The organism is Nocardia sp. NPDC003345 (assembly GCF_053589395.1).
The window spans coordinates 1-23,656 of record NZ_JBSFRU010000058.1 but is presented as its reverse complement, the minus strand read 5'-3'; the positions used below and the strand labels follow the sequence as shown (position 1 = coordinate 23,656).

Sequence of the window (23,656 nt, the reverse complement as noted above, 5' to 3'; positions counted from 1 at the left end):
TTTCGGCCCTCGAGACTCGCGGCTGCGCCGCCTCGCTTCGAGGGCCGAAACGCGGGACGGGCCGCAACCGCGGTAGGTGCGCGGGTGCCCGGGGGCCAGCGGTCGGTGTAGTGGGGTTGGCTCCGGGGGACGAGGACCGGTGGAGGCGCGACCGGTAGCGTGGGTAACAGAGTTCGACGGAAGGACGCCCATGGAGCCCGCTAGTTCCCCCACCCCGGCGGCTCAGGAGCCGATCTTCGCGTCGGTCGACGATGTGATCGCGCGTCTCGGCGAGACCGGCTACCTGGCCGATAAGGCCACCGCGACCTCGGTGTTCCTGGCCGATCGGCTCGGTAAACCGTTGCTGGTCGAGGGGCCGGCGGGCGTCGGCAAGACCGAACTGGCCCGGGCGGTGGCGCAGACCGCGGGCGCGGAACTGGTGCGGTTGCAGTGCTACGAGGGCGTGGACGAAGCGCGCGCGCTCTACGAATGGAATCACGCCAAGCAGATCCTGCGAATCCAGGCGTCGAGTGAGAACGACTGGGCCGAGACCAAATCCGATGTGTTCACCGAGGAGTTCCTGCTCTCCCGGCCGCTGCTCACCGCGATCCGGCGCACCGATCCCACGGTGCTGCTGATCGACGAGACCGATAAGGCCGATGTCGAGATCGAGGGGCTGCTGCTGGAGGTGCTCAGCGATTTCGCGGTCACCGTGCCGGAGCTGGGGACCATCGCGGCCTCCCGGCGGCCGTTCGTGGTGCTCACCTCCAACGCCACCCGCGAACTGTCGGAAGCCCTGAAACGGCGCTGCCTGTACCTGCACCTGGATTTCCCGGACGAAGACCTGGAACGCCGCATCCTGGCCAGCCGGGTCCCGGAACTGCCGCAGGCGGTGGCGGCGCAGATGGTGCGGGTCGTCCATGTGCTGCGCGGGATGCCGTTGAAGAAACTGCCGTCGGTTGCCGAATCGATCGACTGGGCCCGCACCCTGCTCGCCCTGGGGCATACCGAACTCGACGACGCCACCGTGCGCGAAACGCTCGGTGTGGTGCTCAAACACCGCAGCGACCACCAGCGGGCGCTGGCCGATCTGAAACCGGCCTGACCATGGCGGTCACCGAGGACCGGCCGCTCGCGCCGCACGGTCTGCCGGGGCATCTGGTGGGTTTCGTGGAGGCGTTACGGGCTCGTGGGATCCCGGTGGGCCCGTCGGAGACGGTCGACGCGGGACGGGTGCTGTCGGTGCTGGACCTGCTGGATCGCGAGACCGTGCGGGAGGGCCTGGCCTGCGCGCTACTGCGGCGGACCACCCATCGCGCCACCTACGACGGACTGTTCGACCTGTGGTTTCCGGTCGCGATCGGCGCCCGCGACGCCGCCGAGGAGATCGAGCTGCCGTATCTGCCCGACGGCCGTCTGGACGTGCCCGAATTGCGCCGGATGCTCGCCGAGATGCTGGCCGAGGAGGGGTCGGGGGCGCAGCAGGCGCTGCTGGCCTCACAACTGGTGGAGCAGGTCGGGCAGTACCAGTCGGCGCGCGGACCGTCCTTCTCGTCGTATCAGGCGCTCAAGGAGGTGCAGCCGCAGACGCTGCTCGCCCAGATCCTGGCCGCGATGAGCACCCCCGGGATGAGCGATTTCGACACCGAGATCGCGCGCCGGACCGCCCGCGCCCGGATCGACGGTTTCCGCCGGACGGTCGAGGCCGAGACCCGGCGCCGGGTGGCCGAACGGATCGGTAAGGAACGGGTGGCCTCCTACGGGGTCGCGCGGCAGGCCGAGGATGTGGATTTCCTGCGGGCCTCGCAGGCCGAACTGGCCGAGCTCAAGCGCAGTACTCAGCGGCTGGCCCGGATCCTGGCCTCGCGGCTGGCGGTGCGCCGGCGGCACGCGAAACGCGGCGAGATCGACTTGCGCAAGACACTGCGCCGGTCGATGTCGACCGGCGGAGTGCCGATCGATCTGGTGAACCGCAAACCCCGTCCGGGCCGTCCCGAACTCGTCCTGCTCTGCGATGTGTCCGGTTCGGTGGCAGGTTTCAGCAATTTCACCCTGCTGCTGGTGAGCGCGCTGCGGGAGCAGTTCTCGAAGGTGCGGATCTTCGCGTTCGTCGACCACACCGACGAGGTGACCCGCTTCTTCGATCCGCACACCCAGCTCGACGAGGCCATGCAGCGGATCTTCGCCGAGGCCGATATCGTCGGGTTCAACGGCCACTCCGACTACGGCAGCGCGCTGACGAGCTTCGCGGAGGATTTCCCCGACGCCGTCACCAGCCGCAGTGCGCTGCTGATCCTGGGCGACGCCCGCACCAACTACCGGGACCCGGAGCTGGAAACCCTCTCCGACCTGGTGGCCACCGCCAAACACGCGCATTGGCTGAACCCGGAGCCGCGCTCGAACTGGGGCTCCGGCGACTCCGCGGCCGACCGCTACCAGCAGGTGATCGAGATGCACGAATGCCGCTCGGCGTCCCAGCTCACCGCCGTGGTGTCGCAGTTGCTGCCGGTCTGAGCGGAGCGCGCCGCGAGCACCCCGTTAAGCTCGACACTCATGCGTGGAACAGGCCGGGGTGGACCCAAGCTCGGGGTGATGGGCGGGACGTTCGATCCCATCCACCACGGGCACCTGGTCGCGGCCAGTGAGGTCGCCCACCGGTTCGACCTCGACGAGGTGGTCTTCGTGCCCACCGGCCAGCCCTGGCAGAAGTCCGGCCGGCAGGTGAGTCCGGCCGAGGACCGCTATCTGATGACGGTGATCGCCACCGCGTCCAATCCGCGGTTCTCGGTGAGCCGGGCCGATGTCGACCGCAGTAAGGTCACCTACACCGTCGATACCCTGCGTGACCTGCACGAACAGCATCCGGGCGCCGAACTCTACTTCATCACCGGGGCGGACGCGCTGGCCAGTATCCTCACCTGGCAGGATTGGGCGGAACTGTTCGAGCTGGCGAAATTCGTGGGGGTCAGCCGGCCGGGCTACGAGCTCAATATCGATCATCTCGCCGAACATCTGCGGGGAATGCCCGACGACGCGGTCACCATGATCGAGATCCCGGCGCTGTCGATCTCGTCCAGTGAATGCCGTCGGCGCGCGGCCGAGGGCCGGCCCGTCTGGTATCTCGTCCCCGACGGGGTGGTGCAGTACATATCGAAGCGGCACCTCTACGTGCCCGCACAAGCGGAAGGTAATGGAAGCGTGAACGAGGTGCTGGCATGAGCGGCGGACGCCCAGAGGCGGCAGCCTGCGTAACCACGGAGGGCGTGGGCCGCTCGTGCCCGGAAGATACCGCCATGAGCGGCGGACGGCCGGAGGTGGCGGCATGACCGCGACGGACGAGGCGGTGCGGATCGCGACCATGGCGGCCTTGGCCGCGGACGAGAAGCTGGCCGCCGATGTGGTGGTGCTCGATGTGTCCGAGCAGTTGGTGATCACCGACTGTTTCGTCATCGCTTCCGCGCCGAACGAGCGCCAGGTGAACGCGATCGTCGATAATGTCGAAGAGAAACTGCGCGCGGCCGGCCATAAACCGGTACGCCGGGAAGGGACCCGCGAGGGCCGCTGGGCACTCTTGGACTATGTCGACGTGGTGGTGCACATCCAGCACAACGACGAACGTAATTTCTATGCGCTGGAACGATTGTGGAAAGACTGCCCGATCGTTGCGGTGGAGGGGATCGGCGCGCCACCGGCCGCCGAAGAGGAAAGTGCTGGAGAAACCGAGTGAGAGATAAAACCGGTGTGCGCACCCTGATCCTGTTGCGCCACGGGCAGACCGAGTGGAACGCCAACGACCGGATGCAGGGGCAGATCGATACGGATCTGACCGACCTGGGCCGGCGGCAGGCGAAGGAGGCGGCCCGGGAACTGGTGTCCCACAAGGCCGTCGGCTTGATCTCGTCCGATCTGAAGCGGGCCTACGAGACCGCGCTGGCCCTGTCCGAACCCTCCGGGCTCGAAGTGGTCCGGGAGCCCCGGCTGCGGGAAACCCATCTGGGTGATTGGCAGGGGATGGGCGATATCGAGGTCGATTCCCAATATCCCGGTGCCCGGCTGGAATGGCGGATGGACGCCACCTACACGCCACCCGGCGGCGAGTCCAAACTCGAGGTGGGCGCCCGCGCGCTACCCGTGGTGCGGGAACTGTTCGACGAGCGGCAGGATTGGCCCGGCGCCACTATGATTCTCGTGGCGCACGGCGGGCTGATCGCCGCGCTCACGGCTGCGTTGCTCGATCTGCCGCCCCAGAATTGGCCTGCCCTCGGCGGTCTGGCCAACGCCAGCTGGGTGCAGCTGAGTAGCCACGGCCCGAGCATCGAGAAGCCCGGCTGGCGTCTCGATGTGTGGAACGCAGCGGCGAAAGTAGCACCCGATGTCATCTGAAGACCTGAACAGGCAGATTCCGGACGAATTGTTCCGGAAGGTTTCCGCCAAACCGGAACGCGCCCTGCCCGACGCCCTGTTCGGCCCCCCGGCCGGTCAGGAGCCGGGCGAGCACGAAACAGAGCATCCCGAGGACACCGACGGCGGCGACGTCCGGAAGGCAGTCTGAGCACCAGGAGGTTTCCGCAGTGACATCCACGCCGGATCGAGCGAACCCGACAGATACCGGAACGGATGCCGCCGCCGATGCCGCGACGGATACCGACGGGGAGGCCACCACGGAGCCCACCGGGAGCGGCGCGGACACCCCGCGCCCGGTGCTGCTCGTGATCGCCGACTCGCTGTCGTATTTCGGTCCCAAGGGCGGCCTGCCCGCCGACCACCCCCGGATCTGGCCGAATCTGGTCGGCGCCGAACTGGATTGGGATGTGGAATTGGTCGCCCGTATCGGCTGGACCTGCCGGGACGCCTACTGGGCGCTGATCGGCGACCCCCGGGTATGGGCCGCCGTCCCGCGTGCGGGCGCGGTGGTCTTCGCGGTGGGCGGGATGGATTCCCTGCCGTCGCCGCTGCCCACCGCCCTGCGCGAACTCATCCGCTATCTGCGGCCCGCGGGCCTGCGCCGGGTGGTGCGCTCGGCCTATCAGTGGATCCAGCCCCGCGCCGCGAAACTGGGCCGGCCGGTGGCGCTGCCGCCCGCGGTGAGCGTGGACTATCTGGAACAGTGCCGGGAAGCCCTGGCGCAGTTGCGGCCCGAACTGCCGGTGGTGGCCGTACTCCCCTCGGTGCACGACTGCGAGGCCTACGGACGGGTGCACAGCGGCCGGGAGCCCGCGGTCCGGGCGCTCGCGGCCTGGTCGGCGCGTACCGGTGTGCCGCTGGTCGATCTGAAGGCCGCCGTCCACGACAACATCTTCTCCGGCGACGCCAACCCCGATGGAATCCACTGGGGGTGGGACGGGCATACCGAGGTAGCCAAGGCGATGGTGAAAACTCTGCAAGAGGTGGGGTAGCCGTGGCGGTCGTGGTCGTCACCGATTCGTCGGCCAGCCTCCCCGCGGACCTCATCGGCGAACTGGGTATCGACGTGGTGCCCCTGCATGTGCGCGTGGGCGAGCTGGAGGTGCGCGAAGGCGTCGACTCCTTCGCGATCGAATACGCCTCGGATTCGGTCAGCACCTCGGCGCCCTCGCCGGGGGAGATGCGCGCGGCCTACGCCGCCGCGCTGGAACGCAGCGCCGGCGACGGGGTGGTCGGTATTCATCTGTCCCGCCAGCTCTCGGCGACCTGGGAGGCGGGCCGGCAGGCCGCCCGCGATATGGGCGCCCAGGAGTCGGTGCTGCTGGTCGATTCCCTGGGCGCGGGGCTGGCGACCGGATTGCCGGTGCTGGCGGCCGCCCGGTGCGCGGCCCGGGGAGAACCGCTGGCCACGGTCTACGAAACGGCGGTCACCGCCGCCGCGAACGCGCGCACGTTCATCGTCGTGAATCGCACCGAACAATTGCGCCGGGGTGGCCGGCTCGGTGCCGCGTCCGGGTTCTTCGGCAGTGAGCTGGTGAGCAAACCGGTACTGCAACTGGTCGAGGGCCGGCTGGAACTACGGGAGAAGGTACGGACCCGGTCGAAGGCCTACGCGGCACTGGTGGCGGCCGCCGAGGAGGCGGCCGGATCCGGCGTGGTCGCGCTGGGCGTACAGCATCTCGGCGCCCCCGAGGCCGCGGAATCGCTGGTCGATCTTCTGCGGGAACGTATTCCGGCCGCCGGCGAAATTCTCACCGCGGAATTCGGGCCCGCCCTGGGCGTGCATCTGGGGCCGGGAGCGGTCGGGGTGCTGGTGTTGCCCGGTGGCTGCGGGGGAGATCGGGCCACCACCGGGCCCGCGCGCTGATCCGGCGTTTGTCCACAGGGCGCGGTTATCCACAGGTTCGTCGTATTCCCTGGTCGGTGGGCTGTTCGGTGCGCAACGTCCCCATAGCGTCGCGGATATGGCACGACAGGACGAGCGTGAACACGTACGTACCCGGCTGGGCGGGCATCTCGCGGATTCGGACCGCGCCGACACCACGGCCGGATCGCGGTGGCCGGATACCGGGGATCCCGGCGACGGGACGATCCGGACACCCCGCTGGCTCGAGGACGAACCGGAACCCTCCACCTGGCGAGATCGTCTGATACCGGAGCGGTTCCGAAATGCCCGCTTGGATCCGGGCCGTCGTGGTGCGGCCACCATGGCCGGTATCGGCCTGATCGCCGCCCTCATGACGGCGATCGTGGTGTTGTGGGAACGGCCTGCCGCGCAACCCGTTCCGCCGCTCCCGGCCGCCGCCCCGGTCGCGTTGTCCGCCGACGCCCCGGCCCCGGTGCCGCCACCGGATAGCGCCGGCACCGCCGCCGAGCCCGCCGAACCGGCCGAATTGGTGGTGAGCGTGGTCGGGCTGGTGCAGCGGGCGGGGCTGGTCCGGCTCGCGCCCGGAGCCCGGGTCGCCGACGCCATCGGGGCGGCGGGGGGTCCGCTCGCCGGCGCCGACCTGACCGGTATCAATCTGGCGCAGCGGCTCTCCGACGGCGATCAGATCCGGGTGGGAGCCGCCGGCGACGCTCCACCGCCGACCGGTAGCGCGACGGTCAGCGGTGGCGGAGACCGGCCCGTCGCGCCCGGGGCCACGGGGCCGGGGGCGGCCGCCGGTACACCGGTGGATCTGAACATCGCCACCGAGGCCGATCTGGACGCCCTGCCCGGTGTCGGCCCGGTCACCGCCAAGGCGATCATCGCCTGGCGGGAGACCAACGGCCGGTTCACCGATGTGGAGCAGCTGGCCGAGGTCGATGGAATCGGTCCCGCGCGCCTGGCGCGACTGCGCGAAATGGTCAGGGTGTGAACGACATCGCCAGGTACGCCGGGACACCGCGGTGACGGAGCACCGCGGCCCGGCCGGGGACGCCCCGGGCGACGGGACCGGGGACGAATCAGGGGCGGCCCGGAAGGTGCTGGACGCGCGATTGGTTCCGGCGGCGGTGACCTGCTGGTCGGTCACGATCGTGGCGGTCGGGGCAGGCCGGGCCGCCGGGGTGGGTGCGGGCCTGGCACTGGTCGCGGTGGCGCTGGGATCGTGGGCGTTGCTGTGGGCGGGTATCGCGCATCGCAGCGAACGCCGCCGGGTGGTGGCGACCGCGCTGGTCGGCGTCTCGCTGCTCGGTGCGGCGTTCGCGTTCGCCGGCGCCTGGCGGGAACACCAGGTGAGCACTCATCCGCTGCGCGCCGTCCCGGCCGCCGCGACCGTCCGGGTGGTCGTGACCCCGAGTGACGACCCGAAGCCGGTGCGCGGCAGCGGTTCCGGCGGGGGAAGGCTGTGGGTGCTGCGTGCGGAGCTGGCCGAGTACGAATACCTGGGCCGAACGACGCGTGTGGGCGGCAGTGTTGTCGTGCTGGCGACCGGCCCGCGGTGGAGCGAGCTGCTGCCGGGCCGCCCCCTGGAATTCCGGGCCAGGCCCGCGCCGCCACGGCAGCGGGATCTCACCGTGGTCACCCTCCGGCCGGTGGGCGGGCCGGTCCCGGTGGGAGCTCTGCCGTGGTGGCAGGCGTCGGCCGCCCGGGTACGGGCGGATTTGGCCGAGGCGGCGGCCGGTGCGCTCGGACCGGATGCGGCGGGAGCGCTTCCCGCGCTGGTGGTGGGCGATACCTCGGGTGTGACCGACCGGGTGCACGCGGAGTTCGTCGCCGCCGGATTACAGCACTTGACGGTGGTCAGCGGAGCGAATTTCACGATCGTCCTCTCCGGCGTGCTGGCGCTCGCCCGGCTGCTCACTCTCGGCCCGCGGGTATCGCTGCTCGTCGCGGCCGCCGCGCTGGTGTCGTTCGTGGTCGTCGCGCGCCCCGATCCCAGTGTGCTGCGGGCCGCCGCGATGGGTTCGGTGACCCTGCTCGCGCTGGTGACCGGCCGTCGTAAACAGGCGCTACCGGCATTGTGCGCGGCGGTGATCGGGCTGCTGCTGTGGCGGCCGGAACTGGCGGTGCAGGCCGGATTCGCGCTCTCGGTACTGGCGACCGGTGCGTTGCTGTTGCTCGCACCCGGCTGGGCCGACTATCTGCGGGCGCGCGGCTGGTGGCGGCTGCCCGCCGAACTGGTTTCGGTGGCGGCCGCCGCGTTCGTGGTCACCGCCCCGCTCACCATCGCACTGTCCGGCCGGCTCGGGCTGGTGGCGGTGATCGCGAATATCCTGGTGGCGCCGGTGATCGCGCCGGTGACCATTCTCGGAGCGGTGGCGGCCTGCGCCGCCTGCTGGGCGCCGGTCCTCGCCGAACTACTTCTTCGTCCCGCCGCGCCGCCACTGTGGTGGCTGCTCACGGTGGCCCGGGAGGCCGCCGCGGTACCGGGTGCGATGATAGCCGTTCCCGGGGGCGCCGCGAGCGGACTGGTAGCGGCGCTGATCGTCACCACCGGAATATGCCTTCTCCGCGCACCTCCGACGCGAAGAGCGGTCCTGGCGGTGACCGCCGGTGTCCTCGCGGCGCATCTGGCCCTCTCCGTCTTCCTGCGCTGACCTTCGTGGCGACCGGGGCGCTACCCGAACCGGACCGGATACCGGATCTCCGCGCCGCGATGATCCGGCGCGCCGGGCATCCGGAGGCCACCGATCACGAGTCCGGCGGGGGCGCGGCCGTACGATCGGAGCCGTGAGCGAACGACCTGCGGCGGTGCATCTGGTTCTCGGGGAAGAGGAACTGCTGATCCAGCGGGCGGTGGCGGAGGTGACCGCCGCGGTGCGTGCCTACGCCCCGGACCCGGACGCGGTGCCGGTGGACCGGATGCGCGCCGGGGACGCCGGTACCTCGGAACTGGCCGAACTGCTCAGCCCGTCGCTGTTCGCGGAGGACCGGGTGATCATTCTGGAAACCGCGGACCAGGCCGGTAAGGATGCCGTGGCGGTTATCTCCGAGGCGGCCGGTGCGCCGCCGGAGGGTGTCGTGCTGGTGGTGGTGCATTCCGGCGGGGGCCGGGCGAAGACACTGGTCCCGGCGCTGCGCAAGGCCGGAGCGCAGGTGCACGAATGCGCGAAGCTCACCAAGGCGGCCGAACGGGCGGAATTCGTCCGGTCCGAGTTCCGGGCGGCCGGGGTGCGGGCCTCGGGTGAGGTGGTACAGGCGGTTCTCGACGCGCTGGGTTCAGAGCTGCGCGAACTGGCCGCGGCCTGTTCGCAGCTCGTCGCCGATACCGGGGGCAAGCTCGATATCGCGGCGGTGCGGCGGTATTACTCGGGCAAGGCCGAGGTATCCGGCTTCGAGGTCGCCGACTTCACAGTCGCCGGGAACCGCGCCGGTGCCGTCGAGGCGCTGCGCTGGGCCCAGGACCGGGGGGTACCGCATGTGGTGCTGGCCGACGCGCTGGCCGATTCCGTGCACACCATCGCGAAAGTGGGTTCGGCCGGGCGGGGTGATCCGTTCAAGCTGGCGGGCCCATTGGGGATGCCGCCGTGGAAGGTGAAGAAGGCCCAGGCCCAGGCGCGAGGCTGGACTCCGGACACGATCGGGTCCGCGCTGCAGGTCGTGGCGACACTGAACGCTGACGTCAAGGGTGGGGCCGCGGACTCCGGGTTCGCACTCGAGGACGCCGTGCTGAAGCTGCTGGCCCTGTACGGGCGCAGCTGACGGCGGCGCGGCGCGTCCGGACGAGACGCGGGGCGGCTGTCAGTCGACGGCGCTGAGTTCCAGCGCCTCCTCCGCGACCTCCTCGTAGCGCCCCTCCCACTCCTCGTAGACGGGGGTCTCCTCGTCGCGGGTGACCATCCAGGCCATCACCTGGGTGCCGTCCTCGTCGGCGGGGACCAGCACATTTTCGATCTTCACACCGAAACCGAGCACCTCGGCGGCGCGGATGACGCCGGGCAGGTCCTCGGCATGGACTACCGATTGGTTCGCATACACCGTAACCATGCGCCGCATGCTACGGCAGGTTCACGGCGATCCCGTCGCCGCCGTCCGGACGCGCCGCGAAATAGCGCTCCGACCGGGAGAACGCTCCGGACCTGCTCCGGGTACAGCAAAAGCCGCCGTGGTCATCGAAGCCCGCGGCGGCTGTTCGTCGAGAGATCAGAAGATCAGAGCTTGTTGAGCGCGGTGGCCATCGCCGACTTCTTGTTGGCGGCCTGGTTCGCGTGGATGACACCCTTGGAGGCGGCCTTGTCCAGCTTGCGGCTCACGACGCGCAGGCGCTCGACCGCGACATCCTTGTCACCGGCCGCGGCGGCGGCGCGGAAGGCGCGGATATGGGTGCGCAGCTCGGACTTGACCGACTGGTTGCGCTGACGCGCCGCCTCGTTGGTACGGATCCGCTTGATCTGGGACTTGATATTGGCCACGCCGGTATCCTCTGGTTCCTGTCTGGTTCGGTCGGAAAGTCTGTGTGCGCCACCCGGCCCTGGATTTCGCCGGATGGGAATTCTCCGGGCACTGGGTACGGCAACGCCGATGCGCCAGATTACCAGCACGGCGCGAGGTCGCGAAATCGCGGGGCCGACGCCGCAGGTAGCGAGGGGTACATCACACACCGGCCCGGCCGGATGGCGTTGAGAAGATCTTTAGGCCGGCGTAACGTCCGACGAAATCCCCGCACGTTTTTCCCAGCAGGACCCAGGAGTTATCCGGTCTGCGCCCCTCGGCGCGGTAAATCCTCTAGGAAGGCGGTCTTCGATGTCCTCCAGTGCGCAGGAAGAGGTGGTCGTCCTCGAGGTCGAGGAGGCCGCGATCCCCGATACCAAGAAATGGGCGGCCGAGGCCTTGGGCACGTTCGTCCTGGTGATGGGTGGTGTGGGCACCGCCGTGCTGGCAGGTGACCAGGTCGGGCCGCTGGGGGTGGCGCTGGCCTTCGGTCTCGCCCTGCTGGTCCTGGTGTACGCGATCGGCCCGATCTCGGGATGTCACGTCAATCCGGCGGTCACGCTGGGACAGCTGGTGATGGGCCGGTTGTCGCCGAGCAGCGCCGCCGGGTACATGGTGAGCCAGGTCGTGGGTGGTCTGCTGGCCGGTCTGGTGCTGTTCGCCGTCGCCAAGAATCTGCCGTCCTACGACCGGGCGGCGGACGGGCTCGGGGCGAACGGCTGGGGCCCACACAGTCCGTCGGCGGTCACCGGCCCGGCCGGAAATGTGGTGATCCAGGACGGCTACGGTCTGGCCGCGATGATCATCGTGGAGGTGATGCTCACCGCGCTGCTGGTCTTCGTGGTGCTGGCGTCCACCGATCAGATCTCCGACAAACCGCTGGCCGGTCTGTCCATCGGCCTGACCCTGGCCGTGATCCACCTGATCGCGATTCCGGTCGACGGCACCTCCGTCAACCCGGCGCGCAGTATCGCGGTCGCTCCGTATCAGGACGGCGCCTCGGGCCAGCTCTGGGCGTTCATCCTGTTTCCGCTGATCGGCGGGGTGCTGGGCGCGCTGGTCTACAGCATGCTGTTCGGGCGTTCCCGGGAACCGCGGGCCTGAACACCCGGCCCGGGCGCGTGGCAGCGGTTCGGTGTCGCGCACCCGGACCGGCCGGGGCACCGCCCCGGCTCAGCTCCAGTGGTACTCGCGGACCAGCCGGTGCGCGACCCGGTCGAAGAGCTTGCGCGACAGGATGGCGCCCTCGCGCCGGATCCCGTCCTCGGGAACGTCGAGCACCCGGTCCAGCCGGACCCAGCTGGGCCGGCCCTGGTGGTCCCAGATTCCGGCGCCGATACCGACCCAGTCCGGGTCGTGTTCGCGGTCGGCGTTCGAGCTGAGCATGAGCCCGAGCAGGGTGTCGCGGTCGCGGCCGACCACGAGGACCGGGCGATCCTTGCCGTTGGCCGGGTCCTCTTCGTAGGGAACCCAGGTCCACACGATCTCACCGGGGTCGGCGCGGCCGTCCAGTTGCGGGGCGTAGATCAGCCGGCGGGCCCGCTGCGCGGTGGGCACCGGCGTGGACGCGGCCGGACGGACGGAGATACCCGGCGCACTCGTCGCGGGACGCGCGCCGCGGCGGGCCCGGCCGCGGCGGTCGAGGAGGGCCTCGACCAGACGCGGCGCCTGGCGCTGCACGATCTTGGGCCCCTGCTGTTTCGCTATCGCGGTGAGTTGCTTGCCGAGACTGTTCCAACTGCGGGCCATCCCAGGAGGATAACGGCACCCGGCGGCCGGTGATATCGCTCCGGTCGCCGCCAGTGGGTGGCGACGGCGCGGACCTGGGGGACGGCGGACCGGGACCAGCATGGGACGATGGTCGCCAGTACGCCCGATACCCATTGAGGAGTGGAGTGCCCGCCAGCTTCGCCGATACGACGTTCACCGATCCGTCCCGGATCCGGAACTTCTGCATCATCGCGCATATCGATCACGGCAAGTCGACGCTGGCCGACCGGATGCTGCAGCTCACCGGTGTGGTGGAGGAACGGCAGATGCGCGCCCAGTACCTGGACCGGATGGATATCGAACGCGAGCGCGGTATCACCATCAAGGCCCAGAACGTGCGGCTGCCCTGGAAGCCGGAAACGGGTGCGCACGCGGGCGAGGATTTCGTCCTGCACCTGATCGACACCCCCGGCCACGTGGACTTCACCTACGAGGTGTCGCGGGCGCTGGAGGCCTGCGAGGGCGCGGTCCTGCTGGTGGACGCCGCGCAGGGTATCGAGGCGCAGACGCTGGCGAACCTGTATCTGGCGCTGGACAAGGACCTGGAGATCATCCCGGTCCTCAACAAGATCGATCTGCCGGCCGCCGATCCGGACCGCTATGCCGCCGAGATCGCCCATATCGTGGGTTGTGAACCGGAGGATGTGCTGCGTGTCTCGGGTAAGACCGGGGCGGGTGTCACCGAGCTGCTGGACCGGGTGATCGAGCGGATTCCCGCACCGGTGGGCGACGCCGACGCCCCGGCCCGCGCGATGATCTTCGACTCGGTCTACGACACCTACCGCGGTGTGGTGACCTACGTCCGCGTGGTGGACGGCAAGCTGACCCCGCGCGAGAAGATCAAGATGATGTCCACCGGCGCGACCCACGAACTGCTGGAGATCGGTATCGTCTCGCCGGAGCCCAAACCCACCCAGGGGCTGGGGGTCGGCGAGGTCGGATACCTGATCACCGGGGTGAAGGATGTCCGCCAGTCGAAGGTCGGCGATACCGTCACCTCGGCCCGCAACGGCGCCACCGAACCGCTGACCGGGTATCGCGAGCCCCGGCCGATGGTCTACTCGGGCCTGTATCCGGTGGACGGTTCGGACTACCCCGACCTGCGGGACGCGCTGGACAAACTGCAGCTCAACGATGCCGCGCTCACCTACGAGCCGGAGACCTCGGTGGCGCTGGGCTTCGGATTCCGTTGCGGCTTCCTGGGACTGCTGCATATGGAGATCACCCGCGAACGGTTGCAGCGCGAATTCGGCCTCGACCTGATCTCCACCGCGCCCAACGTGGTCTACCGGGTGGTGATGGAGGACGCCGCGGAACATATCGTGACGAATCCGTCCTACTGGCCGGAGGGCAAGGTCCGCGCGGTGTTCGAGCCGGTGGTCAAGGTCACCATCATCGCGCCCAGCGAATTCATCGGCGCCATCATGGAACTGTGCCAGACGCGGCGCGGTGACCTCGGCGGTATGGACTATCTGTCCGAGACCCGGGTCGAGCTGCGCTACACGCTGCCGCTGGCCGAGATCATCTTCGATTTCTTCGATTCGCTGAAATCGCGCACCCGCGGCTACGCCTCGCTGGACTACGAGGAGGCCGGCGAACGGGAGTCACAGCTGGTCAAGGTGGATATCCTGCTGCAGGGCGAGGCCGTCGACGCGTTCAGCGCGATCGTGCACCGCGACGCCGCCCAGGCCTACGGACACAAGATGACCACCAAACTGCGCGAACTCATTCCACGCCAGCAGTTCGAGGTGCCGATCCAGGCGGCCATCGGGTCGAAGATCATCGCCCGGGAGAACATCCGCGCCATTCGCAAGGATGTGCTGGCCAAATGCTACGGCGGCGATATCAGCCGTAAGCGCAAACTGCTGGAGAAGCAGAAAGAGGGCAAGAAGCGGATGAAGACGATCGGCCGGGTGGACGTCCCGCAGGAGGCCTTCGTCGCCGCGCTGTCCTCCGACGCGCAGTCCGACAAGCCGAAGGACAAGAAGTAGGGGCCGTCCGCGCGCCGACGAAGATCACGGCCCCCGCTTCCGCGGCCCGGCCCGCACCGGGTCTCGACGGCGGTCCGGCCTCGGATATTCACCGATAACGAAAATGTGACAGCTGTGGATGTCGACAATAGGCTGATAACGGATCCGCGCCGGACCGACGGCGGTGCGGTCGCTGGTGGACCCGAGACTGGAGTAATGCGATGGCGCGTGATCTGCCGTTCGACGGCGACGGTGAGCTGCCGCTCGAGGGTGACGCAGAAGTCACCGGGCGCGGCGGTGATACCGCCTACCGTATCGCCAGTGCCGCGTCCCGGGTCGCCCGTGGCGGCGCGTATGTGACCGGTGGCGCGCTGATCGCGGCCAACGGCGGCGGTGTCCCGGCCCATCCGGGCGAGCTGGACAGCCGTAACGCCGGCTGGGCGCGAAACGCCGACCCGGATCCGGATGTGCCGAGCCCGGTGGTGACCTTTCCCGATCCCGAGCCGGCCCCCGGGGATATGCCGTTCGGATCGCAGGGGGATGCGAGCGTCACCATGCCGCTTCCGCACGGCACCTTCGATATCCAGGTCGGCCATCCGGGCGATTTCGATTTCGACTTCGACGATATGGGCCCGCGCGGGGTGCCGTACATGGACGAGGTGCCGGGTCTTTCGCTGGTGCCGGGTGGTGCGGAAGCCGGTGCGCCGCACAACGGTTTCATGCCGGGTACCGGGGTTCCCGAAGCCGTGGTGCCGGGTATACCCGAGTTCGGTATGCCGGACGCGGGATCCCAGCCCTCCGGCGGTATTCCGGGCTTCGACGGTATCCCGGGCCTGGGCGAGGGGTTCCCGGCTCCGGGCGACGAAGGTTTCGGTGCTCCGGACGATTTCGGGCTGCCGTCGCCGGGAGACGCGTTCCAGACCGATATTTTCGATCTGCCGAACCTCGGCCAGGGCCCGGACTGGTCGCCGAAATCGGTGGCGCAGGAACCGGGTTCGGACCGGGGTTTCGATCTGGCGGGTCTCTTCGGCCGGCGGGAGCCGGGGGAGACGCGGCCCGGCGAACGCGATGACCGGGAGCGCGACCAGGACGAGGAAGACGACGGCCTCGGCGTGGACGCCTTCGACGCGAACGGGATACACGCCAATTTCGATGCCGGGTGGTTCGGATTCTCCGACGCCGGCTCCATGGCCGTCGATTCCAATTGGACGCTCGATATCACCATGGGCCCGAACGGTGTCGCGATCGACACCGACTGGGATCTCGACATCACCGTCGGTGACGCGAGCCTGCTCGACGATCGTCTGGACCAATACCTGGACTGGGCGCAGCGGCCGGGCGAAATCGCTGGGAATCCGTCGCAGGCGGCCGGCGGCCGGCCCGGATCGGCGGACGCCGAAGTAGCGGCGGCCGAGGGTGTCGCGGCAGCGGCCGGGAGTCCCGCGGCGGCGGCGGTTCCCGGGGTTCCGGGTCCCGTGGGGCCCGGCTCCGCCGCCGCGTCCGGTGCGGCACCGGGACCGTTCGGTGCGCCCGGCGGGCCCGCGCCCACGGCGGCCGTGGCTCCGGCTCCGATGGCACCCGCCCCCGTCGCTCCGCCGCCGATGCCCGCGCCGATGGCGCCGCCCGCACCCGTGGTGCCCGCCCCGTTGCCGCCGCCGGTGGCTCCGGCGGCGATGGCCCCGGCTGCACAACCGGTGGCGGCCACCCCACTGCAGAGCACGGTCCAGCCCGATCTGGCGACGACCCCGATGGCGCACGTCTTCCATCCGCCCGCGGGTCCTTCGCCGCTCACCGCCCCGAAGGCGCAACTGCCCGACCTGTTCCAGCGCACGCCACCGCCCGAACGCGAACCGCAGCCCCCGGCCGCTCCGGGAAGCCCGGACGCGACCACGGTCGTCGTGCCGACCACCACGACTCCGGTCACCACCGGCGCCACCACGACCCCGGACACCACGACCACCGGGCCGGACGGGTCCACCACCACCGGCGACGGCAGCACCACCTCGGTGGACGGCAGCACCACGACGGGTATCGACGGCAGTTCCACCACCTCTCCCGACGGCTCCACGACCTCGCCGGAAACCACCTCCGGCAGTGCTGGATCGACCACCGGCTCGTCGACGGAATCGACCACCTCCACCGGTGAGTCCACCTCGTCGACCGGCGACTCGGGCAGTGTGACCACCACCACACCAGTACCGTCCGGCACCACCGGCGACGGCGGGACCACCACCGATCCGATCGGTGAATCCGGCACGGGCACGCCGTCCACCGGCGGCCAGGATTCCGGCGTCACCCCGGCCCCGGTGGACGGGTCCTCCGCGGAGGTCCCGACGGTCGACCAGCCGTCGCCGCAGGTCCCCACGGTGAGCATGCCCGCCCAGCAGCCGAGCGCCCCGGAACCGGCGGCTCCGACCATGCCGAACCACGTACCCACACCCCTTCCGACACAACAAGTGCAGCCGATTGCCGACCATCAGTCGGTGTACGTTCCGTACGATGTCCACGGGGTGGCTGCCGCGGCCTACACCGATCACGCGGTGTACGGACTCGCCGGTAGCGCCCTCGCCGGGGATCCGTCGACTGGTTTGCTGCCGCATACCGCCGCGGTGACCCACGACACGATCGCCGATCCCGGTCACTGGGTAATCCTCTGACCGTTCCCGGCCGCACCGGTAGTTTCGCTGCCGGGTGGTCGGGTGATGTGCGACCGCCGATCTCCGGTGGGTGAGCGGCCGCCGACGGCCGGGAAGATTTCCGACCGCTCGCGGTCGGTGCACGTGTAGTTGTGACCAAGAGTGAGGAGCTGGGCTTTGTCTGCCGTAGCCGGACCCCGAGCCGCCACGGTGAAGAATCCGGATGTGATGGCCCCGCTCATCCAGATCATCGATGAGCTGCGCGACGTCAGCCGGACCGCGAGCCGTAACGACCTGCGGGGACGCCTCGGCATGGTGCGGGCCCGGGTCGCCGACAGCCGGGTGCGGCTGGTGGTGGTGGGTCCGCCGAAGAGCGGGATGAGCACACTGGTCAACGCGTTGGCCGAAGCTCCCATCAGCGCCACGGACGCGCCGATCAGCGTCCCCGCGATCGTCGAGTACGGCCCCGACCCCAGCGCCACCCTGATCCGGCGGGAAGGTGGTGGTCGAATCCGGCGCCAGCCCGTCGATCCGCTGAATCCCGGCCCGGCGCTGATGGCCAAGGGCGTGATCCGCGCCGATTTCACCCAGCCGAGTTCGCTGCTGGCCGAGGGGATCGTGCTGATGGACGCGCCCGGCGCGGCTCTGCAGGAGCGTACGACCTGGTCCATGATCGCCGCCGCCGACGCGGTTCTCTACGTGAGTGACGCGTCCGCCGAGTACACCCACGACCAGATCGCGCACCTGCGCCGGATCGGCCAGGTCTGCCCCACCGTGATCTGCGTCCTCAACAAGATCGACCGCAACGCCCACTGGGCGCATGTGCAGGAACGCAACCGCGCGCTACTGGATTCGGCAGGCCTGGGATTCGCGGTGGCGCCGGTCTCGGCCGAAATCCACCACGATGCGCTTCGGTCCGGCAATCAGCAGCGCGCGATCGAATCCGGCGTGCCGCAACTGATCGAGCATCTCCGCGAATACGTGGTGGCCCACGCCGACGCGACGGCGGTGAAATCCGCCGTCCGCGATATCCAGCTGGTCGGCGACCACCTGGGTGTCGTGCTGCGTACCGAGGCGGATGCCCTGCGCGATCCCCGCCGCCGCGCCCATGTGACCCAGCAGCTGGCCACCGCCCGCGACCAGGCCGATCAGCTACGGCAGCGGACCGCCACCTGGCAGATCACGCTCGCCGACGGCAGTACCGAGCTCATGGCCGATATCGAACACGATCTGCGGCATCGGTTGCGCACGCTCGCGCGCGACGCGGAGACCGAGATCTCGCGCACCGATCCGGCCGCCCGCTGGACCCGTTTCGGTGAACAGCTCGAAGGGCGTATCGCCGAGGCCGTGGCGGAGAATTTCGAGACCGCGAACTATCGCGCCGAAGAACTCGCCGAGCAGGTGGCAGCCCGGTTCCCGGCCGATCACCGGCGGCCCGACCTGCCCGATATCCGGCCGCAGTATCCCTCCGACCTCTTGGAGAACGTGGCCCCCCTGGAACCGCTGCAGAGCGCGAAAGCCGGTGTGGCGGAACAGTTCCTGTCGGCACTGCGCGGCTCCTACGGCGGTATCCTGATGGTCGGCCTGGCCACCAGTCTGCTGGGGATGTCGCTGGTGAACTGGTATTCGGCCGGTGCGGGCATCCTGCTCGGCCTGCACGCGCTGTGGGAGGACCGGCGGACGCGCCGCGCCCGCCGTCAGGCCGAGGCGAAGGTGGCGCTGTCGCGCCTGATGGACGATGTCGTCTTCCAGGTCGGCAAGGAGTCGCGGACCCGGCTGCGGGAGGTGCAGCGAGTGCTACGCGATCACTTCACCGATATCGCCACCGATGCGCTGCGCGCGGCCGACGAAGCCCTGCGGGTGGCCGAGGAGGCGGGCGCGCAGTACGGCGACCGGGGCGTCGAACGCCTTGCCCGCCTGGACACCGATCTGGGCAAACTCCGCGATCTGCGGCGTCAGGCGGAGACCATCGCCGCCGCCTGACGTCGCGGTTCAGCGCGGCCGGCTCCGCCAGGGAGTACCGCTGTTCTTGGTGTGGGCCGGCCGGAAGCTTCCGGCCGGCTGGGACCCCTCGGCCCGGATCAGGTGGGTGACCGCGTTGATCAGGGCGAGGTGGGTGAACGCCTGCGGGAAATTGCCCAGGTGCCGCCCGGTATGCGGATCGATCTCCTCGGCGTAGAGCTTGAGCGGGCTGGCGTGGGTGAGCAGCCGCTCACACAGACTGCGGGCGCGGTCCACGTCGCCGATCTCGACCAGTGCCGACACCAGCCAGAACGAGCAGATGGTGAAGGTGCCCTCGGTGCCGGAGAGTCCGTCGTCGGTGGTGTCGGTGCGGTAGCGCAGGACGAGACCGTTCACGGTGAGCTCGTCGGCGATCCCGCGGACGGTGGCCCGCACCCGCGGGTCGTCGGGCGGCAGGAACCGGGTCAGCACCACCAGCAGCAGTGACGCGTCGAGGGAGGTGCCGCCGTACACCTGGGTGAAACGACCCCGGTCGTCCAGACCGTGGGACAGGATGTCGGACCGGATCTCGGCAGCGATCTTGCGCCATTCCCGGGCGATCCGGGCCTGGCCGTGCACCTCGGCCAGGTGTGACCCGCGGTCCAGCGCCACCCAGCACATCACCTTCGACGAGGTGAAATGCTGCGGCTCGCCGCGCACCTCCCACAGGCTGCGATCGGGTTTGCGCCAATTCGCGATGGCGGCGTCCACCTGTCGTTTCAGCATGGGCCACAGGGTTTCCGGAACATGCTGGCGGGACTTCACATGCAGGTAGACCGCGTCCAGCATGGTGCCCCAGATATCGTGCTGATCCTGGTCGTAGGCGCCGTTGCCGATCCGCACCGGGCGGGCGCCGCCGTAGCCGGACAGATGGTCGAGGGTGGTCTCGGGGAGTTCGCGTTCCCCGCCGATCCCGTAGAGCACCTGCAAGGGGACCGGTTCGCCGTCGGAGCCGGTGGTGGCGTCGTGCAGGAAGGCGAAGAAGTCGTCGGCCTCGCGATCGAGCCCGAGGGTGTACAGACCCCACAGCGCGAAACTGGAATCGCGCACCCACGAGTACCGGTAGTCCCAGTTGCGTTCGCCGCCCGGGGTCTCGGGTAGCGAGGTCGTGCCCGCCGCCATCAGGGCCCCGGTGGGGGCGTAGGTGAGGCCTTTCAGCGTGAGCGCGCTGCGTTGCAGATATTTGCGCCAGGGATGGTCGGGGAAATCTCCGAGGGTGATCCACTGCCGCCAGCATTCGATCGTGGTCCACATCTTGTCCGCGGCCTCGTCGAAGGTCTGCGGCGCGGGCAGTTCGGACCAGGTGAGCGCGACGTAGGCGCAATCGCCCTCGGTCATCCGGGTGCGGGCGCGCGCCTCGCGGCCTTCGAGTCCGAGGCGCAGATCGGTGGTGAGGACCAGTGTCGGGCCCGCGGTCGCGTCGGCCGAGCAGACGGCCGTGGCCTCCTCGTACACCTTGCCGGTGTACTCCCACTGCGCGGCGGCCCGGTGGTAGTCGAACGAGGGTTCGCAGCTGAGCTCCAGTTCGACCGTGCCGCTCACGCATTTCACCGTGCGCAGCAGCATATGGCCGGCATCCCAGTCGGTCGGCGTGCGGCGGTGGGTGCGGCTGCGCTGGTCGGTGCTGTGCCAGGGACCCAGGACCAGGGCGTCGCGAATGATGAGCCAGCCGGTGGCGGTCTGCCAGGTGGTCTCCAGGATCATCCCGCCGGGCAGGTAACGCCGGGCGGCGGGCACCGTGTGCCCGTACGGGCCGAGCCGGAAATGCCCGGCGCTGCGATCCAGCAGAGCGCCGAACACGCTGGGCGAATCCGGGCGCGGGACGCACATCCATTCCACCGAGCCGTTGCTGGCGATCAGGCAGGTGGTCTCACAATCGGACAGGAACGCGTAATCGTCGATGGTCGGGAAATTGCCCTGGGGCCGCTGGGGGTCCGGCGGAAAGGCGCCGGTCCCGCTCTCGGCGGGTGCGTGCTCGGGAGTCGGCATAACCCATCATGTGTCGCCCGCGCCCGGCTCGTCCACCTCAGCGTCCGGTGCGGCGGATCCTGGCCAGCCAGGCGGCGAGTTCGACCTTGCCGGTGGCGTCGGCGCTCAGCTCATCGGCCCGATCGGCGACGGCATCGGTGATCCGGCCGTAGTAGTGGTCGGGTCGCAGGTCCTCGATCTCCCAGCCGGGACCGGCGAACGCGTCGCGGATGAGGTCGGCGCCGATCCGCGGCCCGAAACCGGGTTCGGCGTCGGAGAGCGCCAGGATATGTACCCGGCCACCCGCCGCGCACAGTACGCCCAGGGTGCGCACATACGCGGCGCGCGCGTCGGCGTCCTCCAGGAACACATGGAACAGCGCGCTGTCGACGACGGTGTCGAAGACACCCAGCGACCCCGTGCCGGACTCGGGGGGCGCGACCATATCGGCGACCTCGAACCGGGCCTCCGGTACGCCCTTGGCGGCGGCATTGCGGCGGGCGTAGGCGATCGCGCTGGGGGAGAGGTCGAGGCCGAGGACGTCGTATCCCAGCGCGGTGAGCGCGATGGTGTGCTCACCGGCGCCGGTACCGGGATCGAGCACCCGGCCGCCGATCAGGCCGGCGCGTTCCAGCGCGAGGATCGCGGGCTGCGGTTCACCGATGATCCACGGCGCGGTGTCGTTGTCGTAGGCGGAGTTCCATACCTCGGTGGTCTCTGTCATACCTCCAGGCTGCAACCTCGACCCGACTCGAGGTCAAGACCGGATATCCGGGTGTTCTACGCTGGTCGCCGTGGAGCGTATTGCCGACTGGTGGGACGGGTTCGAGATGTGGGTGGCGGGGCTGCCCTTCATACCCCAGTTCCTCGTGGTGCTGGCCGGCATGGTGCCGATCAGTTTCGGTATCGCCTATCTGATCGACCGGGGCCTGCGGCTGGCCGCCGCCGCGCTGGGCCGCGAGGACCGCGACTCCGGAAACGAGGCGTGCTGATGCCGCGCTCACGCGTGCAGCTGGCGCTGGTGGCGCTGCTGGTGCTGGTGCTCATCGCCTGGCTGCTGACCAGGTGAGCCCCGCCATGCCCGCGATACGCCGCCGCCTTCTCGCCGCCGTGGTGGCGCTACCCCTGCTGGTATCGGCGTGTGCGGGCGGCTCCAGCGACGTGGTCGGCGGTACCGCCGCCGACGGTAGCGGGGGCACCGTCGACCTGTACGCGTACGCCATCCCGAAGCCGGGCTACGACCTGGTGATCCCCGAGTTCAACAAGACCGAGGCCGGTGACGGGGTGGAGGTGCGCCAGTCCTACGGCGCCTCCGGGGACCAATCCCGCAAGATCGCCCGCGGGGCCCCCGCCGATGTGGTGAGTTTCTCCCTCGAACCCGATATCACCCGGCTGGTGGACGCCGGCCTGGTGGATCCGGACTGGAACGCCGACGCCACCCGGGGCGTGCCGTTCGGTTCGGTGGTGTCGCTGGTGGTCCGGACGGGCAATCCCAAGGGCATCCGGGGCTGGGACGATCTGCTGCGCCCCGATGTCGAGGTGGTCACCCCGAACCCGTTCAGTTCGGGATCGGCGAAATGGAATCTGCTGGCACCCTATGCCGCGGCCAGCGACGGCGGGCGTAACCCCCAGGCCGGAATCGACTATCTGGACCAGATGCTCACCCATGTCCGGGTGCAGCCGAAATCCGGGCGCGAAGCCACCGAGGCCTTCCTCCAGGGCACCGGGGACGTGCTGATCAGCTACGAGAACGAGGCGCTGTTCGCGCAGCGGCACGGCGATCCGGTCGAGCACGTCGTCCCGGAGCAGACCTTCAAGATCGAGAACCCGGTGGCGGTGCTCGAACACGCCCAGCATCCGGACCAGGCCCTGGCCTTCCGCGATTTCCTGTACACCCCGCGGGCACAGAAGGCCTGGGCCGAGGCCGGGTTCCGGCCGGTCGACCCGGGTGTGGCCGCCGAATACGCCGATGTGTTCCCGCAACCCGCGACCCTGTACACCATCGCCGACCTCGGCGGCTGGGAAACGGTGGAGGACGAACTGTTCGCCCCGGACTCCGGATCCATCGCCGTGGCCTACGACAACGCGACCGAGTAGCCGGGTGACCCGGACCACACGCGATACTCGATACTCGTGACCGAACACAGCCCCGCCGTCGCGGCCGCGCCCGCCGGCTCCGCGGACCCTTCCGCCGCGCCCCGCCGACCACTGCGGTCCCGGCTGGGCTTCTCCGGTTCGGTCGGCCCGCTCGGTATCGCCACCGCCATGCTGTGGCTCAGCGTGATCGTGCTGCTGCCGCTGGCCGCGCTCACCGTCAGCGCGTTCGACGACGGCTGGTCCGGTTTCTGGGGCGCGATCACCGATTCGACGGCGCTGGCCGCACTGCGGGTGACGGTGCTGGTGTCGGTGGTGGTCGCGCTGATCAACGTGGTGATGGGCACGCTGATCGCCTGGGTGCTGGTGCGCGACGACTTCCCGGGCAAGGGCGCGGTGAACGCGCTCATCGATCTGCCGTTCGCGCTGCCCACCATCGTCGCCAGTATCGTGCTGCTGGCCCTGTACGGGCCCAACAG

The 23,656-nt window shown here is 69.7% G+C and carries 22 protein-coding genes and 1 pseudogene; 18 read left to right on the top strand and 5 right to left on the bottom strand.

The window, feature by feature from the left end:
* Positions 1-190: 190 nt before the first annotated feature.
* The 11 genes from ACWDU1_RS09860 (at position 191) to holA (ending at position 10,009) form a co-directional block, all read left to right on the top strand.
* Positions 191-1,084, top strand: a complete 894-nt coding sequence (locus ACWDU1_RS09860) for an AAA family ATPase (protein WP_449997233.1) — start codon at positions 191-193, stop codon at positions 1,082-1,084.
* A gap of 2 nt (positions 1,085-1,086) precedes the next feature.
* Positions 1,087-2,493, top strand: a complete 1,407-nt coding sequence (locus ACWDU1_RS09855; protein WP_449997231.1) for a vWA domain-containing protein — start codon at positions 1,087-1,089, stop codon at positions 2,491-2,493.
* A 39-nt stretch (positions 2,494-2,532) separates the two neighbouring features.
* Entirely contained in the window at positions 2,533-3,198 is a 666-nt protein-coding gene (nadD, locus tag ACWDU1_RS09850) for a nicotinate-nucleotide adenylyltransferase (protein ID WP_449997229.1), read from the top strand.
* Positions 3,199-3,301: 103 nt separating this feature from the next.
* Positions 3,302-3,706, top strand: coding sequence for a ribosome silencing factor (rsfS, locus tag ACWDU1_RS09845; protein ID WP_449997227.1), 405 nt, complete (start codon positions 3,302-3,304; stop codon positions 3,704-3,706).
* Positions 3,703-4,362 (top strand): histidine phosphatase family protein, encoded by a 660-nt coding sequence (locus ACWDU1_RS09840; protein WP_449997225.1) that lies wholly within the window; start codon positions 3,703-3,705, stop codon positions 4,360-4,362. The genes rsfS and ACWDU1_RS09840 overlap by 4 nt, the downstream gene beginning before the upstream one ends.
* Positions 4,352-4,531: a hypothetical protein gene (locus ACWDU1_RS09835; protein WP_449997223.1), complete on the top strand. Its 180-nt coding sequence runs from the start codon at positions 4,352-4,354 to the stop codon at positions 4,529-4,531. The genes ACWDU1_RS09840 and ACWDU1_RS09835 overlap by 11 nt, the downstream gene beginning before the upstream one ends.
* 148 nt (positions 4,532-4,679) lie before the next feature.
* Positions 4,680-5,375, top strand: coding sequence for a diglucosylglycerate octanoyltransferase (gene octT / locus ACWDU1_RS09830; RefSeq protein ID WP_449997235.1), 696 nt, complete (start codon positions 4,680-4,682; stop codon positions 5,373-5,375).
* A gap of 2 nt (positions 5,376-5,377) precedes the next feature.
* A complete protein-coding gene (locus ACWDU1_RS09825; protein ID WP_449997221.1) occupies positions 5,378-6,250 on the top strand; it encodes a DegV family protein in 873 nt (290 codons plus the stop codon).
* A gap of 97 nt (positions 6,251-6,347) precedes the next feature.
* Positions 6,348-7,241, top strand: a complete 894-nt coding sequence (locus ACWDU1_RS09820; protein ID WP_449997219.1) for a ComEA family DNA-binding protein — start codon at positions 6,348-6,350, stop codon at positions 7,239-7,241.
* A 31-nt stretch (positions 7,242-7,272) separates the two neighbouring features.
* Complete coding sequence (locus ACWDU1_RS09815) at positions 7,273-8,904, top strand: ComEC/Rec2 family competence protein (RefSeq protein ID WP_449997217.1); 1,632 nt, start codon at positions 7,273-7,275, stop codon at positions 8,902-8,904.
* Between the two features lie 133 nt (positions 8,905-9,037).
* The gene (holA, locus tag ACWDU1_RS09810; RefSeq protein WP_449997216.1) at positions 9,038-10,009 is read left to right on the top strand and encodes a DNA polymerase III subunit delta; all 972 of its coding nucleotides are present in this window, start codon (positions 9,038-9,040) and stop codon (positions 10,007-10,009) included.
* A gap of 39 nt (positions 10,010-10,048) precedes the next feature.
* Here holA and ACWDU1_RS09805 read toward each other — a convergent pair whose 3' ends face one another.
* Both ACWDU1_RS09805 and rpsT read right to left on the bottom strand, forming a co-directional pair.
* Positions 10,049-10,294, bottom strand: a complete 246-nt coding sequence (locus ACWDU1_RS09805; protein ID WP_449997214.1) for a hypothetical protein — start codon at positions 10,292-10,294, stop codon at positions 10,049-10,051.
* A 164-nt stretch (positions 10,295-10,458) separates the two neighbouring features.
* Positions 10,459-10,719, bottom strand: coding sequence for a 30S ribosomal protein S20 (rpsT, locus tag ACWDU1_RS09800; protein WP_449997212.1), 261 nt, complete (start codon positions 10,717-10,719; stop codon positions 10,459-10,461).
* 331 nt (positions 10,720-11,050) lie between these two features.
* Here rpsT and ACWDU1_RS09795 point away from each other — a divergent pair, with 331 nt between their 5' ends.
* Positions 11,051-11,842, top strand: a complete 792-nt coding sequence (locus tag ACWDU1_RS09795) for an aquaporin (protein WP_449997210.1) — start codon at positions 11,051-11,053, stop codon at positions 11,840-11,842.
* Positions 11,843-11,911: 69 nt separating this feature from the next.
* On the opposite strand, the gene ACWDU1_RS09790 is transcribed toward ACWDU1_RS09795, so the two are convergent.
* Positions 11,912-12,487 carry a type II toxin-antitoxin system PemK/MazF family toxin gene (locus ACWDU1_RS09790; RefSeq protein WP_449997208.1) on the bottom strand — a complete coding sequence of 192 codons (576 nt, stop codon included), beginning with the start codon at positions 12,485-12,487 and terminating at the stop codon, positions 11,912-11,914.
* A 146-nt stretch (positions 12,488-12,633) separates the two neighbouring features.
* Between ACWDU1_RS09790 and lepA the strand changes: the two genes are divergently transcribed.
* The 3 genes from lepA (at position 12,634) to ACWDU1_RS09775 (ending at position 19,097) form a co-directional block, all read left to right on the top strand.
* Complete coding sequence (lepA, locus tag ACWDU1_RS09785; protein WP_449997206.1) at positions 12,634-14,499, top strand: translation elongation factor 4; 1,866 nt, start codon at positions 12,634-12,636, stop codon at positions 14,497-14,499.
* 200 nt (positions 14,500-14,699) lie between these two features.
* A complete protein-coding gene (locus ACWDU1_RS09780) occupies positions 14,700-17,135 on the top strand; it encodes a hypothetical protein (RefSeq protein WP_449997204.1) in 2,436 nt (811 codons plus the stop codon).
* 156 nt (positions 17,136-17,291) lie between these two features.
* Positions 17,292-19,097 (top strand): hypothetical protein, encoded by a 1,806-nt coding sequence (locus tag ACWDU1_RS09775; RefSeq protein ID WP_449997202.1) that lies wholly within the window; start codon positions 17,292-17,294, stop codon positions 19,095-19,097.
* A gap of 9 nt (positions 19,098-19,106) precedes the next feature.
* Here the strand turns inward: ACWDU1_RS09775 and ACWDU1_RS09770 are convergent, their stop codons facing one another.
* Both ACWDU1_RS09770 and ACWDU1_RS09765 read right to left on the bottom strand, forming a co-directional pair.
* The gene (locus ACWDU1_RS09770; protein WP_449997200.1) at positions 19,107-21,104 is read right to left on the bottom strand and encodes a glycoside hydrolase family 15 protein; all 1,998 of its coding nucleotides are present in this window, start codon (positions 21,102-21,104) and stop codon (positions 19,107-19,109) included.
* Positions 21,105-21,141: 37 nt separating this feature from the next.
* Complete coding sequence (locus ACWDU1_RS09765) at positions 21,142-21,807, bottom strand: class I SAM-dependent methyltransferase (RefSeq protein WP_449997198.1); 666 nt, start codon at positions 21,805-21,807, stop codon at positions 21,142-21,144.
* Between the two features lie 70 nt (positions 21,808-21,877).
* On the opposite strand from ACWDU1_RS09765, the gene ACWDU1_RS09760 reads away from it, so the two are divergent.
* The 3 genes and pseudogenes from ACWDU1_RS09760 to ACWDU1_RS09750 form a co-directional block, all read left to right on the top strand.
* Positions 21,878-22,075, top strand: a complete 198-nt coding sequence (locus ACWDU1_RS09760) for a hypothetical protein (RefSeq protein ID WP_449997196.1) — start codon at positions 21,878-21,880, stop codon at positions 22,073-22,075.
* A gap of 85 nt (positions 22,076-22,160) precedes the next feature.
* A complete protein-coding gene (locus ACWDU1_RS09755) occupies positions 22,161-23,180 on the top strand; it encodes a sulfate ABC transporter substrate-binding protein (protein WP_449997194.1) in 1,020 nt (339 codons plus the stop codon).
* Between the two features lie 168 nt (positions 23,181-23,348).
* Positions 23,349-23,656: pseudogene (locus ACWDU1_RS09750) on the top strand (molybdate ABC transporter permease subunit); the annotation flags it as partial.

What these genes read in the sequence shown, in the direction of transcription:
- ACWDU1_RS09860 (WP_449997233.1), top strand. Translation starts at nt 191, where the DNA reads ATGGAGCCCGCTAGTTCCCCCACCCCGGCGGCTCAGGAGCCGATCTTC.
- ACWDU1_RS09855 (WP_449997231.1), top strand. Translation starts at nt 1,087, where the DNA reads ATGGCGGTCACCGAGGACCGGCCGCTCGCGCCGCACGGTCTGCCGGGG.
- nadD (WP_449997229.1), top strand. Translation starts at nt 2,533, where the DNA reads ATGCGTGGAACAGGCCGGGGTGGACCCAAGCTCGGGGTGATGGGCGGG.
- rsfS (WP_449997227.1), top strand. Translation starts at nt 3,302, where the DNA reads ATGACCGCGACGGACGAGGCGGTGCGGATCGCGACCATGGCGGCCTTG.
- ACWDU1_RS09835 (WP_449997223.1), top strand. Translation starts at nt 4,352, where the DNA reads ATGTCATCTGAAGACCTGAACAGGCAGATTCCGGACGAATTGTTCCGG.
- ACWDU1_RS09820 (WP_449997219.1), top strand. Translation starts at nt 6,348, where the DNA reads ATGGCACGACAGGACGAGCGTGAACACGTACGTACCCGGCTGGGCGGG.
- ACWDU1_RS09805 (WP_449997214.1), bottom strand. Translation starts at nt 10,294, where the DNA reads ATGGTTACGGTGTATGCGAACCAATCGGTAGTCCATGCCGAGGACCTG.
- ACWDU1_RS09795 (WP_449997210.1), top strand. Translation starts at nt 11,051, where the DNA reads ATGTCCTCCAGTGCGCAGGAAGAGGTGGTCGTCCTCGAGGTCGAGGAG.
- ACWDU1_RS09790 (WP_449997208.1), bottom strand. Translation starts at nt 12,487, where the DNA reads ATGGCCCGCAGTTGGAACAGTCTCGGCAAGCAACTCACCGCGATAGCG.
- ACWDU1_RS09780 (WP_449997204.1), top strand. Translation starts at nt 14,700, where the DNA reads ATGGCGCGTGATCTGCCGTTCGACGGCGACGGTGAGCTGCCGCTCGAG.
- ACWDU1_RS09770 (WP_449997200.1), bottom strand. Translation starts at nt 21,104, where the DNA reads ATGCCGACTCCCGAGCACGCACCCGCCGAGAGCGGGACCGGCGCCTTT.
- ACWDU1_RS09765 (WP_449997198.1), bottom strand. Translation starts at nt 21,807, where the DNA reads ATGACAGAGACCACCGAGGTATGGAACTCCGCCTACGACAACGACACC.
- ACWDU1_RS09755 (WP_449997194.1), top strand. Translation starts at nt 22,161, where the DNA reads ATGCCCGCGATACGCCGCCGCCTTCTCGCCGCCGTGGTGGCGCTACCC.